This is a genomic window from Dermabacter sp. Marseille-Q3180, assembly GCF_940792985.1.
GTDB lineage: Bacteria > Actinomycetota > Actinomycetes > Actinomycetales > Dermabacteraceae > Dermabacter > Dermabacter vaginalis.
In genome coordinates, this window is the sequence record NZ_CALNWU010000003.1 from 255955 (window position 1) to 269969 (window position 14015).

The 14015-nt window shown below is 60.8% G+C and carries 15 protein-coding genes; 9 read left to right on the forward strand and 6 right to left on the reverse strand.

Annotation, left to right across the window (positions count from 1 at the left end; all coding sequences use genetic code 11):
• Window positions 1-74: 74 nt before the first annotated feature.
• The 5 genes from nrdI (at window position 75) to NBW56_RS09115 (ending at window position 6369) form a co-directional block, all read left to right on the forward strand.
• Window positions 75-590: a class Ib ribonucleoside-diphosphate reductase assembly flavoprotein NrdI gene (gene nrdI / locus NBW56_RS09095; protein ID WP_019174207.1), complete on the forward strand. Its 516-nt coding sequence runs from the start codon at window positions 75-77 to the stop codon at window positions 588-590.
• Window positions 587-2761 (forward strand): class 1b ribonucleoside-diphosphate reductase subunit alpha, encoded by a 2175-nt coding sequence (nrdE, locus tag NBW56_RS09100; RefSeq protein WP_016664110.1) that lies wholly within the window; start codon window positions 587-589, stop codon window positions 2759-2761. Before nrdI ends, nrdE begins: the two co-directional genes overlap by 4 nt.
• Before the next feature lie 102 nt (window positions 2762-2863).
• The gene (gene nrdF / locus NBW56_RS09105) at window positions 2864-3892 is read left to right on the forward strand and encodes a class 1b ribonucleoside-diphosphate reductase subunit beta (RefSeq protein ID WP_016664111.1); all 1029 of its coding nucleotides are present in this window, start codon (window positions 2864-2866) and stop codon (window positions 3890-3892) included.
• 215 nt (window positions 3893-4107) lie between these two features.
• Window positions 4108-5328 carry an ATP-binding protein gene (locus NBW56_RS09110; protein ID WP_034372399.1) on the forward strand — a complete coding sequence of 407 codons (1221 nt, stop codon included), beginning with the start codon at window positions 4108-4110 and terminating at the stop codon, window positions 5326-5328.
• A 222-nt stretch (window positions 5329-5550) separates the two neighbouring features.
• On the forward strand, window positions 5551-6369 hold the full coding sequence (locus NBW56_RS09115) for an Abi family protein (protein ID WP_070459966.1): 819 nt from the start codon (window positions 5551-5553) through the stop codon (window positions 6367-6369).
• Between the two features lie 16 nt (window positions 6370-6385).
• Here NBW56_RS09115 and NBW56_RS09120 read toward each other — a convergent pair whose 3' ends face one another.
• The gene (locus NBW56_RS09120; RefSeq protein WP_257737092.1) at window positions 6386-7075 is read right to left on the reverse strand and encodes an IS3 family transposase; all 690 of its coding nucleotides are present in this window, start codon (window positions 7073-7075) and stop codon (window positions 6386-6388) included.
• Between the two features lie 39 nt (window positions 7076-7114).
• On the opposite strand from NBW56_RS09120, the gene NBW56_RS09125 reads away from it, so the two are divergent.
• From NBW56_RS09125 to NBW56_RS09135, 3 genes are read left to right on the forward strand one after another with little or no spacing between them, the layout of a single operon-like run.
• A complete protein-coding gene (locus NBW56_RS09125; RefSeq protein ID WP_070435232.1) occupies window positions 7115-7396 on the forward strand; it encodes a type II toxin-antitoxin system RelE/ParE family toxin in 282 nt (93 codons plus the stop codon).
• Entirely contained in the window at window positions 7383-7688 is a 306-nt protein-coding gene (locus tag NBW56_RS09130) for a HigA family addiction module antitoxin (RefSeq protein WP_055089484.1), read from the forward strand. Before NBW56_RS09125 ends, NBW56_RS09130 begins: the two co-directional genes overlap by 14 nt.
• A complete protein-coding gene (locus NBW56_RS09135; protein ID WP_055089486.1) occupies window positions 7685-8125 on the forward strand; it encodes an HIT family protein in 441 nt (146 codons plus the stop codon). The genes NBW56_RS09130 and NBW56_RS09135 overlap by 4 nt, the downstream gene beginning before the upstream one ends.
• Window positions 8126-8362: 237 nt before the next feature.
• Here NBW56_RS09135 and NBW56_RS09140 read toward each other — a convergent pair whose 3' ends face one another.
• From NBW56_RS09140 to NBW56_RS09155, 4 genes are all read right to left on the reverse strand, one after another.
• Complete coding sequence (locus NBW56_RS09140) at window positions 8363-10255, reverse strand: heavy metal translocating P-type ATPase (RefSeq protein WP_250258916.1); 1893 nt, start codon at window positions 10253-10255, stop codon at window positions 8363-8365.
• Complete coding sequence (gene cmtR / locus NBW56_RS09145) at window positions 10252-10611, reverse strand: Cd(II)/Pb(II)-sensing metalloregulatory transcriptional regulator CmtR (protein ID WP_074299880.1); 360 nt, start codon at window positions 10609-10611, stop codon at window positions 10252-10254. Before cmtR ends, NBW56_RS09140 begins: the two co-directional genes overlap by 4 nt.
• A gap of 82 nt (window positions 10612-10693) precedes the next feature.
• The gene (locus tag NBW56_RS09150) at window positions 10694-11146 is read right to left on the reverse strand and encodes a flavin-dependent oxidoreductase (protein ID WP_074299879.1); all 453 of its coding nucleotides are present in this window, start codon (window positions 11144-11146) and stop codon (window positions 10694-10696) included.
• Between the two features lie 242 nt (window positions 11147-11388).
• Window positions 11389-11772: a MerR family transcriptional regulator gene (locus tag NBW56_RS09155; protein WP_016664134.1), complete on the reverse strand. Its 384-nt coding sequence runs from the start codon at window positions 11770-11772 to the stop codon at window positions 11389-11391.
• A gap of 197 nt (window positions 11773-11969) precedes the next feature.
• Between NBW56_RS09155 and NBW56_RS09160 the strand changes: the two genes are divergently transcribed.
• Window positions 11970-13493 carry a SulP family inorganic anion transporter gene (locus tag NBW56_RS09160; RefSeq protein WP_250258917.1) on the forward strand — a complete coding sequence of 508 codons (1524 nt, stop codon included), beginning with the start codon at window positions 11970-11972 and terminating at the stop codon, window positions 13491-13493.
• 93 nt (window positions 13494-13586) lie between these two features.
• On the opposite strand, the gene NBW56_RS09165 is transcribed toward NBW56_RS09160, so the two are convergent.
• Window positions 13587-13715, reverse strand: coding sequence for a hypothetical protein (locus NBW56_RS09165; protein ID WP_034372423.1), 129 nt, complete (start codon window positions 13713-13715; stop codon window positions 13587-13589).
• Window positions 13716-14015: the final 300 nt, after the last annotated feature.

The window sequence follows — 14015 nt, forward strand, 5'->3', positions numbered from 1 at the left end:
TGTGGTGCCCGCAATGTGGGTCAGGACTAGATGTAGGGGTGGGATTGCTGAGGTGCAAATGCTGAGAGGAGAACATGCTGATGAGTGAACGCAGGGAAGGCCGAACACGAAGCGTCGCGGAGGTGCGAGTGCTCGAGGGGCAAGATTCACCTGACCTGGTGTTTTTCTCGAGCGTTTCGGAGAACACCCTCCGCTTCGTCGAGAAGCTCGAGCGCCCGGCGGTGCGGATCCCACTCCGACCGCGCACAGAGGGAATGATCCGAGTGACCAGGCCCTACGTGCTCGTGGTTCCGACCTACGGCGGCGGAGCGCAGGCCGGGGCGGTGCCGCGGCAGGTGATTACGTTCCTGAACGATCCTGCAAACCGCGCGCTGATCCGCGGCGTGATTACCGCGGGGAACACCAACTTCGGTGAGCACTACTGCATCGCAGGACCGATCATCTCAGCCAAGTGCAAAGTTCCTGAGCTGTACCGCTTTGAACTTCTTGGCACCAACCGCGACGTTGCTCGAGTCAAGGCTGGTTTAGACGAATTTTGGGCACGACAGAACACATTAGAAGCAGAAGCAAATGAGGAGGACGTCGCATGACGATCGCCACACCATCAGAAACAACCACCCCCAACACTGCACGGGTTGGCGGGGTCGGCGAGCGGAAGGACTACCACGCGCTCAACGCCCAGCTGAACCTGTTTGCGGCGGACGGGTCGATCCAGTTTGACAAGGATCACGAAGCGGCGGAGGCCTACCTGAACCAGCAGGTCATCCCGAACACGAAGCAGTTCGCTTCGGTGTGGGAACGCCTGGAGTGGCTGATCGAAAACGAGTACTACGAAGCCGAATACCTGCGCGCCTACGACAAGGACTTCGTCGAGCGCCTCCACGAACAGGCCGACGCTTTCGGGCACAAGTTCCAGACCTTCCTCGGTGCGTTTAAGTTCTTCACCTCCTACGCGCTGAAAACCTTCGACGGCAGCCTCTTCCTCGAAAACTTCGAGCAGCGAGTTGTTGCCACGGCGCTGTTCCTCGGTCAGGGTGACGAGGAACTGGCTTCGAAGACGGTCACCGAGATCCTCTCGGGCCGTTTCCAGCCGGCAACTCCGACGTTCTTGAACGCGGGTAAGAAACAGCGCGGCGAGCTCGTGTCGTGCTTCCTGCTGCGCGTTGAAGACAATCTCGAATCGATTGGCCGCAGCGTTAACTCTGCGCTGCAGCTGTCCAAGCGCGGCGGCGGTGTGGCGCTGCTGCTGTCAAACCTCCGCGAGGCGGGTGCCCCGATTAAGCAGGTCGAGAACCAGGCTTCCGGTGTTGTTCCCGTGATGAAGATCCTCGAAGACAGCTTCAGCTACGCGAACCAGCTCGGCGCTCGCCAGGGCGCAGGCGCTGCGTACCTGCACGCGCACCACCCCGACATTATGCGGTTCCTCGACACGAAGCGTGAAAACGCTGACGAGAAGATCCGCATTAAGACCCTGTCGGTTGGGGTTGTGATTCCGGATGTGACCTTCGAACTGGCTAAGCAGAACAAAGATATGCACCTGTTTAGCCCCTACGATGTGCTTCGCGAAACCGGTATTCCGCTTTCGGATCAGTCAATCACCGAGCGCTACGACGAGTTCGTCGCGAACCCGCGGATCCGCAAGACCACGATCAGCGCGCGCGAGTTCTTCAAGACCCTCGCTGAGCTGCAGTTCGAGTCGGGCTACCCGTACGTGCTGTTCGAAGACACTGTGAACCGTGCGAACCCGCTCGAGGGGCACATCAACATGTCGAACCTGTGCTCGGAGATTCTGCAGGTGAACACCGCCTCTGAGTACGACGCCGCAATCGGGTACGAGACGATCGGTCACGACATTTCGTGCAACCTCGGCTCGCTGAACATTGCGCAGGCAATGGCCAGCCCGGACTTCGGCGCAACCGTTGAGATTGCGGTGCGGGCGCTGACGAGTGTGTCGGATCAGACCGACATTCAGGCGGTGCCGTCAATTGCCGAGGGTAACCGTGCGTCACACGCCATCGGCCTCGGCCAGATGAACCTGCACGGCTACCTCGCTTCGCAGCGCATCCACTACGGCAGCGAAGAGGGAATTGACTTCACCGACGCGTACTTCCGCACGGTGACCTACCACGCGCTGCGCGCTTCGAACCAGCTGGCGATTGACCGCGGTGCGACCTTCGCGGGCTTCGAGAAGAGCGACTACGCTGACGGCAGCTACTTCGACCGTTACACGGCCGAGGAGTGGGTGCCAGAAACCGCGCGGGTGCGTGAGCTCTTCGCCGAGGCTGGAGTTGCGCTGCCGACGGTTGCGGACTGGGAACAGCTGCGCGAGTCGATCCGCGAACACGGTATCTACAACGCGTACCTGCAGGCGGTGCCACCGACCGGGTCGATTAGCTACGTGAACAACTCGACGGCTTCGATCCACCCGATCGCCTCGAAGATTGAGATTCGTAAAGAGGGCAAGCTCGGCCGCGTGTACTACCCGGCTCCGCACATGACAAACGACAACCTCGAGTTCTTCGAAGACGCCTACGAAATCGGCGCCGAGAAGATCATCGACACCTACGCTGCTGCGACCAAGCACGTGGATCAGGGTCTGTCGCTCACGCTATTCTTTAAAGACGAGGCGACCACTCGCGACATCAACCGCGCGCAGATCTACGCGTGGCGCAAGGGCATCAAGACGCTGTACTACATCCGCCTGCGCCAGCCCGCGCTCGAGGGAACCGAGATCGAAGGCTGCGTTTCCTGCGCGCTGTAGTCGCGTTCGCGCCCGTGCTGCGCGCGCGGGCGCACCGCGCGCCGTCCGCGCACTCCGCGCACTGACCACCAGACACCACTAGTGAAAGAGCTTTATTGAACTATGACTGATCCGTTGAACACCGACCGCCCGCTGCAAGAGATCTCGGTCACCCCGCCGTCGTACCGCCACGACCCGGCAGCGCGGCTGCGCCCCATTAACTGGAACCGCGTCACCGACGACAAAGACCTCGAGGTGTGGAACCGTCTGACCGCGAACTTCTGGCTGCCAGAGAAGGTGCCGCTGTCAAACGACATCCCCGCGTGGCAGAAAATGACCCAGGAAGAGCGCACCCTCACGATGCGCGTCTTCACCGGTCTGACCATGCTCGACACCGTGCAGGCAACTGTCGGTGAGATCGTGCAGATCCAAGACTCCCGCACCGAACACGAAGAGGCCGTCTACACCAACATTGCGTTCATGCAGTCGGTGCACGCCCGCTCGTACTCCTCGGTGTTCTCAACGCTGACGAGCACCCCGGAAATCGACGACGCCTACCGCTGGGCAGTTGCCAACGATCTGCTGCAGGAACGCTGCAAGAAGGTGCTGCACCACTACTACGGCGATGATCCGCTCAAGCGTAAAGTGTCTTCGACGCTGCTGTCGTCGCTGCTGCTGTACGCAGGGTTCTACCTGCCGCTGCACTTCTCGGTGCACGCGACGCTGACGAACACCGCAGACATGATCCGCCTGATTCTGCGTGACAAGGCAGTGCATGGTTACTACTCTGGTTACAAGTACCAGCGCGGACTCGAGACGCAGAGCAAAGAGCGTCAGGAAGAGATGCGCAAGTTCACCTTCGACCTGCTGGAAGAGCTCTACGAGCTTGAGCTGCAGTACTCGGGTGAGCTGTACGAGCCGCTCGGCCTGATGGACGACGTTGCCGTGTTCGTGCGTTACAACGCGAACAAGGCGCTGATGAACCTCGGTTACCCGTCGCGGTTTACCGCTGAAGAGACCGAAGTGAACCCTGAGATTCTCGCGGCGCTGTCACCTGGCAGCAACGAAAACCACGACTTCTTCAGTGGATCAGGATCGAGCTACATCATCGGTAAGGGCGAAGACACCACCGACGACGACTGGGACTTCTAGGCTCAAGGGCTTAACGGCTCGAGGGCTCAGCGGCTCGATTCGGGCCGCACCGTCCGAATAGCGCACCGCGGGTTGGACGCTGGCACACGCCGGCAACCTTCCCGCGGTGCGCTGTTTTGTGCCCGAGCCAGCGCGATTCTTGTCGACTATGATCGACAAAACCTCCGCAAAGTAGCAGCTTGTCGACTATACTCGACAAGACAGGGAGGTTTGTGGTGGACAGAATCATTGAACGCCCGAGATACTTTTCGCGGATCCAGCCCTTTATCGACAAACCCCTCGTGAAGGTGCTCACCGGTGTGCGTCGCTGCGGCAAATCTACGATTCTGCAGCAGCTGCAAGAAGTGATTCGCGCGGGCAGCGCTGATCCACAAGTGTTTGCGATGAATTTTGAGTCCGCTGACGGGCTTCACATCACAGACGCAGCGGCGCTGCTACGGCGCATCGAAGCCGAAAACCTCAACAAAAACACCCGCGCGTATTTCTTCTTTGACGAAATTCAGCAGGTCGCCGACTGGGAGAAAGCCATCAACGCGATCCGCGTCGACTATGACGCAGATATCTATGTCACCGGGTCGAATTCGCGCATGCTTTCCGGTGATCTCGCCACACATCTTGCCGGTCGCTACGTTGAGTTCTTGATCCAACCGTTTTCGTTTGCGGAATTTGTCGAGCTGCACCGCCAAAGCGACCGCACACTGAGCGAACACTTCCAGCACTTTGTGCAGTTCGGCGGTTTCCCGGCGTTGAAATACTTCAACCTCGACCGGGAACCCTCGCTCGACTACCTTGACTCGGTGTACAACTCGGTTGTGCTCAAAGACGTGATTGAGTATCACCAGATCCGCGACGTCGACATTTTTCACCGCATCGTCGGTTACTGCTTCGCAAATATTGGAAAAACCTTCTCGGCGCAGTCACTGGTGCGTTTTTTCAAAAGCGAGGGGCGCACCGTTTCGGTTGATACCGTGTTGAACTACCTTGAGTTTTGCGTGAACGCTTTCTTGATTTATCGGGTTCCGCGCTTTGACATTGCGGGGAAGGCGAGGCTTCGGGCAACTGAGAAGTACTATGCGGTGGATCACGGTTTTCGTGAAACGCTCGGCCTTTCGAACCAGGCCGACATTGAGCTGACCCTCGAAAACATCGTGTGCGTGGAGCTGCTTGCGCGCGGGTACGAGGTAAGTGTCGGAAGAGCCGGCGCGCGCGAGATTGACTTCATCGCCCGCAAAGGTTCCGACACTGAGTACTTCCAGGTGAGTTACCTGCTCGGCAGCCAAAACACCGTCGACCGCGAGTTCGGTGCCTTTCGCGGGGTTACCGACAACTTCCCGAAAACCGTGCTGAGCATGGACCAGTTCGACATGAGCCGCGACGGGATCCAACACAAAAACATTATCGAGTGGCTTGTCGAGCCCTCACCGTTGCACAGCTAGGTGTCATCGCCTAGCCTGAATACCAACATGACCGGTACCGCTACCCATTTTGGTGGGAGCCCAGGGCCGGTCTTTGTTTTTCTCGATCTAGCCGTCATGCTCCTGTAGCCAAATGAGGCCACCCAACGCGCTGGGGCCGTGGCATTATTTAGGTAATCGTTCAGCCCGCTTCGACCATCAGGTTGGAGACGGGCTGGATTTCTTTCGAGGCATGAAAACCCGATGAAGAAGATCAAAAATCCCACCACGGTTGAAGTGCAGATTGCCCTCATGCGCTCACGAGGGATGGAGCTCAACGAATCCCTAGCAAGGCAGTGGCTGTCTAGCGTCTCTTACTACAGGCTGTCCGGGTATTGGTACGCCTACCGGATTCTCCCAGAGCCTGAAGACCCCAAACAGCCGCAACGCGCCGACAGCTTTGTGCGAGGCACGAAGTTCGAAGAAATAGTCGCTCTCTACGAATTCGACCGTAAAATGCGCACACTTATTTACGATGGGATTGAGCGGATTGAGGTTGCGCTACGTGCACGGATCGGCGAACTACTCGTCGCGAAAGGAGCCTTATCTTACAAAGATCCAGGTATCTTTCGTGAGGATTTCCGGCATCAAGACTGGCTAGAGACTGCTGAGAAGCGTGTGGATCGCGAGCGAAAACGTAACCGCGCTGTGGCTCACTACAGTGTCAACTACGGGGATTACCCATTCTGGGTTCTTGCTGATGTCCTTGATTTTTCCGATATTTCCATCCTCTTTGATGGCCTCACTCTTGATGATCAGCGGAGTATTGCACACAGTTTCGGTTTCTTTGGCGACGTCGATCGATTGAACTCTAAGCAGAAGAAGAGCTACTACAACCAAGATCCCCTCGCTCGATGGTGCGAACAACTCACCGTTCTGCGAAACACAGGTGCACATCACGGCCGCGTATGGAACCGCCACTTCACCCCGGCAGCGACGAATGCTTTCCGAACGATACAAGAACTGTCTTGTCTCCCGAAGGGGCAAAGTCGGTGGGGTTACCCGCAAATCGTGGACACGTAGTGGAGCTACCTAGTGGTTAGGCAGCTATTCCTTTTCTGCTAGTGATTAGACCAATTTGGTTCTCAAAGTCGACGGGGCTGACCATACCGAGTGCGGAATGTCGGCGTCGACGGTTGTAGACGACTTCAATCCAGTAGGCAACGGCCTTGCGTGCAGCATCACGGGTCGTCCAGCGCTTACGGTCGTAGAACTCGGTTTTAAGCGTCGACCAGAACGACTCAGCCATCGCGTTATCGAAGCACACACCAGTACGCCCCACGGACTGAGCAATGCTCAGGCTGCGGCAAACCTCCCAGAGCTGCTCGCTAGTGAATTGAGCTCCGCGGTCAGCGTGAAACACCAGCCCATCAGGAACGTCACCACGCAACGTGTGCGCCATCCGCAGGGCTCGCTCGACCAGGGAAGTATCTTGAACGCTATCCATAGCCCAGCCCAGCACCCGGCGGGAATGGCCATCGCGGACCGCGCACAAGTACAACCAGCCTTCACCGGTGCGCAAGTAGGTAATATCTGACATCCACACCCGGTTGAGCTCACCAGTATCAAACATGCGCTTGACCAGGTCAGGAAGCGTGGACTTACGCTTAGCTTGAATCGTTGTCACCGGGACAAAGGCCCGCGGTGAAATCCCCTCAATCCCCATCATGCACATCCGTTTAGCCACAGTCTTACGGTTAAGCGCAATGTGGTGGAGTTCAGGTTTAATGTCTAGCGTTAATGACGGCCCCCGTTATAGACTGGCTTCATGATCAGATCGTTCGGCGACAAGGCGACCGAACGGCTGTGGCGTCGTGAGCGCGTGCGGTCCATCGATCCGAGGATCCATCGCGTCGCACTGCGCAAGCTGCGTCAGGTGGGGTCCGCGGAGTCTCTCGAGGACCTCCGGGTCCCGCCCGGCAACCGGCTTGAGGCCCTCAAGGGTGATCGGGCCGGGCAGTACAGCATCAGGATCAACGACCAGTGGCGTATCTGCTTTGTGTGGAGCGACGCCGGACCGGAGGAGTTGCAGATCGTTGACTACCACTGACAGGATCGAGCCGATCCATCCGGGTGAGATCCTCATGGAGGACTTCATCGAGGGCTTCGGCATCACGCAGAACAAGCTCGCCGTCTCGATCGGGGTTCCGCCGCGGCGGATCAATGAGATTGTGCACGGCAAGCGGGGCATCACTGCCGACACCGCGCTGCGGCTCGCGAAGTACTTCGGCACGTCGGCGGAGTTCTGGATCAACCTGCAGAGCCACTACGAGCTGGACCGTGCGGAGGACCTCGCGGAGGAGCAGATCGCGGCGATCACGCCCTTGGAGCGGGCGTCGTGAAATCCAGCGATGAGTGCATCTTCTGCGACATCATAGCTGGTTCCAGCCCTGCGACCATCATTGCGGAGAGTTCGCAGGCACTCGCCTTCTTGACGTTGACTGATTCTGCGCTGTCGGCCGGGCATACGCTCGTCGTGCCGAAGCAACACTGCCTTGGGGTACTGGAGGCGACGTCCGAATCTCGCGCAGCGGTGGTTGAGCTGTGCAGCGTTATTGGTTCAGCGATGGTGAAGGCGAGGCTCGGTACGGGGGTTAATCTGCTGAGCGCCTGTGGTCCGGGGAGTGACCAGTCGGTCGCTCACTGGCACGTCCATGTGGTGCCGCGTTGTAACGGAGACGGCGTGGATACCTGGCCCGAGACGAACTCTGCTGTCACGGCGATCGATCAAGCGGCGGCTGGTGCTCGTCTCAGTGCGACGCTAGCGGCTGCCGTCTGAGCTTCCACGGTCCGCATTGGAGACCCGGAGCGCTCGGAGGCCTTTGGCCGGCTGGGGGAGCGTGCCGGGCGGCGGCTCGCCCACAGCTCCCGTGCCCGCACGCATCGAGAAGGGCCAGGTGGCCGAGTACGATCCCGATTCCGCGGATGCAGACCGTGAACTCGAATGACGTGCCTGGTCCAAGGAGCGTCCGCTCGACGTGTGGTTGAGTCCCTATCAGACTTGCCGATCAAAGCCTCAGCGCTTCGCTTGCGCAGCCCGCAGGCCGTTCAAAATCACGATGACTTCAGCGACCTCGTGTACCAACACGACGGCGGCCAGGCCCAGCACACCGCTGATCGCCAGTGGCATCAACACGATGATGATGGCCAGAGAGAGCACGATGTTTTGGTTGATGATCCTGCTGCCTCGGCGGGCGTGCTGCAGCGCCTGCGGGATCAGCCGGAGGTCGTGGCCGGTGAAGGCGACGTCAGCGGACTCGATCGCGGCGTCAGAGCCGGTTGCTCCCATCGCAATGCCCACCGTTGCGCCCGCCAGTGCCGGCGCGTCGTTGATGCCGTCGCCGATCATCGCTGTCGGCGTCTTAGAGGAGAGCTTGGCGACGATGCTTGCCTTGTCCTCCGGGCGTAGCTCAGCGCGCACGTCGTCGATTCCGGCGATTTCAGCCAGCGCCCGGGCGGTGCGAGTGTTATCGCCGGTGAGCATGCTCACTTCCACGTCGTTGGCGTGCAGGGACTGCACGGCATCGGGCACCTCGGGCCGCAACTCGTCGCGCACCCCGATCGCCCCGGCGAGAGCGTCATCGACGGTGACTAGGACGCAGGTCTGGCCTTCGGACTCCATGCGCTCAACGTCCGCCTTCAGTGGCCCGGCGTCGATCCATCGGGGGCTGCCCACAAGTACCCGTCGGCCTTTGACGGTGCCGCCGATGCCATGACCGGCTTCCTCGCTGATATCCAAGGCGGTGGGCGCTTCGGGCTCCGCTGCCACGATCGCCGCGGCGAGGGGGTGCGTCGATTGCTGCTCAACTGCCGCCGCAAAGGAAAGAACCTGCGTCCGATCGAATCCGTCTGCCGGGATCACTCCGGTAACCTCAGGCTGGTTGCGGGTAAGGGTTCCGGTTTTGTCCACTGCCAGGTGGCGGATGCCGCCGAGTCTCTCGAACGCTGCGCCAGACTTGATGATCACTCCGAACTGGCTGGCTGCCCCGATCGCGGCCACGACCGTCAGCGGCACGGAGATTGCCAGCGCGCACGGCGACGCTGCGACCAGGACCACCAGTGCACGGGTGATCCACGTCTCGGGGTCGCCGAGCAGCGAGCCGATCACGCCGACCAGCACCGCCAGGATCATCACCCCGGGCACTAGGGGGCGGGCAATCCGGTCGGCGATCCGGGCGCGGTCGCCCTTTTCCGCCTGCGCCTGCTCGACCAGGTCCACGAGTGTGGTCAGTGAGTTGTCCGTTCCAGCTGCAGTCGTCTCGACCTCCAGAACGCCGGCGGAGTTGATTGCTCCCGCGGGCACCTCGTCGCCGGGCGCAACCTCCTCCGGAATGGATTCTCCGGTGATCGCTGAGGTGTCAAGGCTGGAGCGCCCAGACCGAATGATGCCGTCCGTGGCGATCCGCTCCCCGGGGCGTACGACCATGAGCTCGCCAACCTCAAGGTCCTTCGCAGCGACCTCGGCCGTCGTACCGTCGCGCAGCACGGTCGCGGTTTGCGGTACCAGCTTCAACAGTGCCCGCAGTCCGCCTTGGGCCCGGTCCATCGCCTTGTCTTCAAGCGCCTCGGCGATCGAGTACAGGAACGCCAGTGCCGCGGCCTCTCCGACGAAACCAAGGATCACCGCGCCGACCGCGCTGATCGTCATCAGCAAACCAATGCCGAGCTTTCGCTTCGTGACAAGGTTCCGGATCGCTCCAGGCGCGAACGTGTACGCGCCCAACAGCAGGCCAAGCCAATACAGTACCGTTGCGGGCATCTCCAAGTCGGACCAGTCCAGCGCCAGCCCTGTAATGAGGGCTACGCCGGAGAAGATCGGCAGTAGCAACTCGGGGTCCTTCCACCAAGGCCGATCGAGATCTTCGATCTCCGCGGCTGGTTTGTGTTCGCATCCACATGCTGAACTCATGCGTCCGTTCCTTTCTCGCCGCAGCCGGGCACCGAGCACTCAGGGGTGATGCACGGGGCGTTTTCGTCGATAGCCAATGTCGCGTTCACTAGCGCGTCGAGCGCTGCCGCGAGGTGCGGATCGGCGATTTCGTAGCGAGTCTTGCGGCCCTCCGGCTCAGCGACGACGATGCCACAATCGCGCAGGCAGCTCAGGTGATTCGAGACGTTCGAGCGGGTCAGGTCCAGGTCGCGCGAAAGCACGGCCGGGTAGCTCGGGCCGTCTAGTAGGGCCATCAGGATTCGGGAGCGGGTCGGATCCGCCATGGCTCGGCCGAGCCGGTTCATGACGTCGAGGCGTGAAGCAATAGTCAGCATGTGCTGAACTATACAGTATTCACTGAACTATTGAAAACGCACTGAACTGACATTGAAGCGAAGAGCTTGCGACCTGCAGGAATTACTCGATGGGATAGCCGGTAACTGGGCCTTCGCGGTTCGGCTGCCAACCGAAAGCGGGGGCGACATGCGTGGCGAAGTTGTCCAAGATCTTCACGTTGACGTCCACGCCCATCCCGGTGGGGATGATGATGAGCAGGGCGTCGGCGGACATGACGGCGGGATCGGCTTTGAGCTGCTCAATGAGCTTGTCGGGCTCAGCGGCGAAGGTGCGACCGAAGGTGGAGGCGCCGACGTCGGGAAGCATGCCCAGCTGATCGGAGCCGGAGGCCTGCATGCCGAACATCTGCATGTCCGCGCCGTCAGCGATGGGGAAGACGGAGCGCGAAACCGACGCGCGCGGCGTCCAAGCATGGCCCGCCGTCTTCCATGCGGCGCGGTAGCGACTGATCTGGTCTGCCTGGATTTCGCTCAGGGGCTCGGCGTTGGTCTCGGAGACCAGGGTGGACGACATCAGGTTGAGCCCGTCCTCGGCGGTTTGCTCGACAGAAGCGTGGGTGCCGGAGCTGTAGGAAATGTGCTAACGCAGCTCGGGCACCATGGGGACGACCGGCAGGGCGGAGCCGGGCTGGAATATGTTGGGCTACTGCCGGTCCAGCGGTGCGGCGGTGGCGAATCCGTTGCCGTCCACTGCAGCCATGAACGCTTCGAAGTGGCCTCGCTGGCACAGATAGCGCATCGTGTGTCTGTTTCGACTCAGTCCGAGGAGTGCGCGGCGAGCAGGCCGATGAACTCGTCAGCGGCGTCAAGCTGCTTGGCAAGCTTCGCGCGGCGTTCCTCCGCGTCGGTGCGGAAATCGTTCAGCGCCCGCCGGGCGCTCTCGGCGGCAGCGCCGACGCCATCTGCGCCGTCGAGCGCCCGGAGTAGGTCGCCCATCTGATCGAGCGAGTATCCCAGTGGCTTCATGCGCCGGATCAGCAGGAGTCTGCCGAGATCGCCCTCAGTGTAGAGCCGGAACCCGCCCTCGGAGCGTCCGGAGGGCGTCAAGAGTCCGATCTCGTCGTAGTGGCGGATCGTGCGCTGCGACAGAGCTGTCCGCTCAGCCAGCTCTCCGATGTGCATCATTCCCGCTTCGGGCACGGGAGCCTCCTCATCTCATCGTCTCAGTTCGACACAACTCTCACGTTACGTTAGTGTTGACTCTCGTGTCCACATGAGACTGGACATGCCTCCGCCGTGGCGATCTATCGCCAGGCGAAGCCGCGCGTTGTCGCGCACCACCAGACATTCTCCGCTCCTGGCCTGAGAGCGCCGCCCTGAACAGATGGAGGTACCGCATGGCCTTGCCCACTGCGACCAAAGAAGACAAGGGTCGGTACCGGCCCGAACCGTCGGTGCTCACCGCACTGAAGACCCCGCGCATCCTCACTCGCGAAGTTCTCGCAGGCCTGGTCGTGGCGCTGGCGCTCATTCCCGAGGCGATCTCGTTCTCGATCATCGCGGGCGTCGATCCACGTGCGGGCTTGTTCTCCTCATTCGTGATGGCAGTGTCCATCGCGTTCCTCGGCGGCAGACCCGCCATGATCACCGCGGCGACGGGCGCTATCGCTCTCGTTATCGCCCCCGTCGCCCGCGACTACGGCTTGGACTACTTCATCGCGACGGTGCTTCTGGCTGGGGTCTTCCAGATCCTCCTCGCCGTCTTCGGAGTCGCCAGACTCATGCGATTCATCCCGCGCAGCGTCATGGTCGGCTTTGTCAACGCGCTGGCGATCCTCATCTTCATGGCACAGGTGCCCGAACTCATCGGCGTGCCCTGGATGGTCCACCCTCTCGTCGCAGTCGGGCTGCTGATCATGGTCCTCATACCGAAGATCACCAAGGTCATACCGGCCCCACTGGTCTCGATCGCTCTGGTGACCGCCGCCGCGGTCGTCTTCTCGATCAACGTACCCGCAGTCGGCGACAAGGGTGAGCTGCCGCGCAGCCTTCCCGAGCTGTTCATACCGAATGTGCCGCTGACATGGGAGACTTTCACGATCATCGCGCCGTTTGCCCTCGCGATGGCGCTGGTAGGCCTGATGGAATCGCTCATGACGGCGAAGCTCGTGGACGATGTGACCGACACCCACTCGAACAAGACCCGGGAGAGCTGGGGGCAGGGCGTCGCGAACCTGCTCTCCGGCCTGTTTGGCGGCATGGGTGGCTGCGCGATGATCGGGCAGACCATGATCAACGTGAAGGCGTCCGGGGCCCGGACCCGCATCTCGACGTTCCTCGCAGGTGTGTTCCTCTTGGCCCTCATCGTCGTCCTCGGCGACATTGTTGCGATCATCCCCATGGCGGCGCTGGTCGCGGTGATGATTATGGTCTCCGTAGGTACCTTCGACTGGCACTCCATCAAGCCCTCCACCCTGCGCCGGATGCCTAAGAGCGAGACGACCGTCATGGTCATCACCGTCGCCGTCGTCGTCGCCACCCACAACCTCGCCGTCGGTGTCGTCGTCGGAGTGTTCGTCGCCTCTGTGATGTTCGTGCGCCGCGTCTCCCACCTCATCGACGTCAGGCGTGAGATCACTGAACAGGATGGCGCTCGGATCGCGCATTACACAGTCGAGGGTCAGCTCCTGTTCGCCTCCAGCAACGACCTCACCACCATGTTCGAGTACGCCGACGACCCTGACCGAGTCATCATCGACCTCACGAGATCCCACATCTGGGATGCCTCCACCGTCGCGGCGCTCGACGCAATCGAGACCAAATACGAACAGCACGGCAAGACGGTCGAGCTCGTCGGGATGAACGAGTTCACGACTGGGTTCCACGCCCGACTCACGGGAGGACTCGGCAACGGCCACTGACAAGGCTCGGGTGGGCCAGTCGCTCACGTCGGGGGCAACCGCGGCGCAGCCGCGGGCGGCAGCCGCTATCCAACGTCACAACCATGAGATGCGCTAGCGCATGTCGATGACACCGTTGGCCACCTCGATGTGTTTGGTGGTGGCCGCGACAGCACCGAGCAGCGGCATCGGGGCGGAGGCCTGCGGCACGAAGTAGTGGACTCGGAAGGACGCGTCGTTCACGCCGATTTCGTTCGCAGCCTGGGCGATCCAGATGAGTCTTGGCGATCTTTTCCGCGGATGACCCGCGCTGGCCACCGAAGGCGTAATGCCCGAAGCTTAAGAATCGGAACGCTTCATTGGATAACGCTCCTTTTGGTGGTGTTAACGAGAGAGTGACTTTGTAACGAGATATCGTGGAGTTTCGTTTCAATGTAACCTAAATACGCTATGAATAGCGTATGACTACACGCGCTGCTATTTACCTCCGTATCTCGTTAGATGCTGCCATGGACGGCCTCGCCATCGACCGGCAGCGTCAGG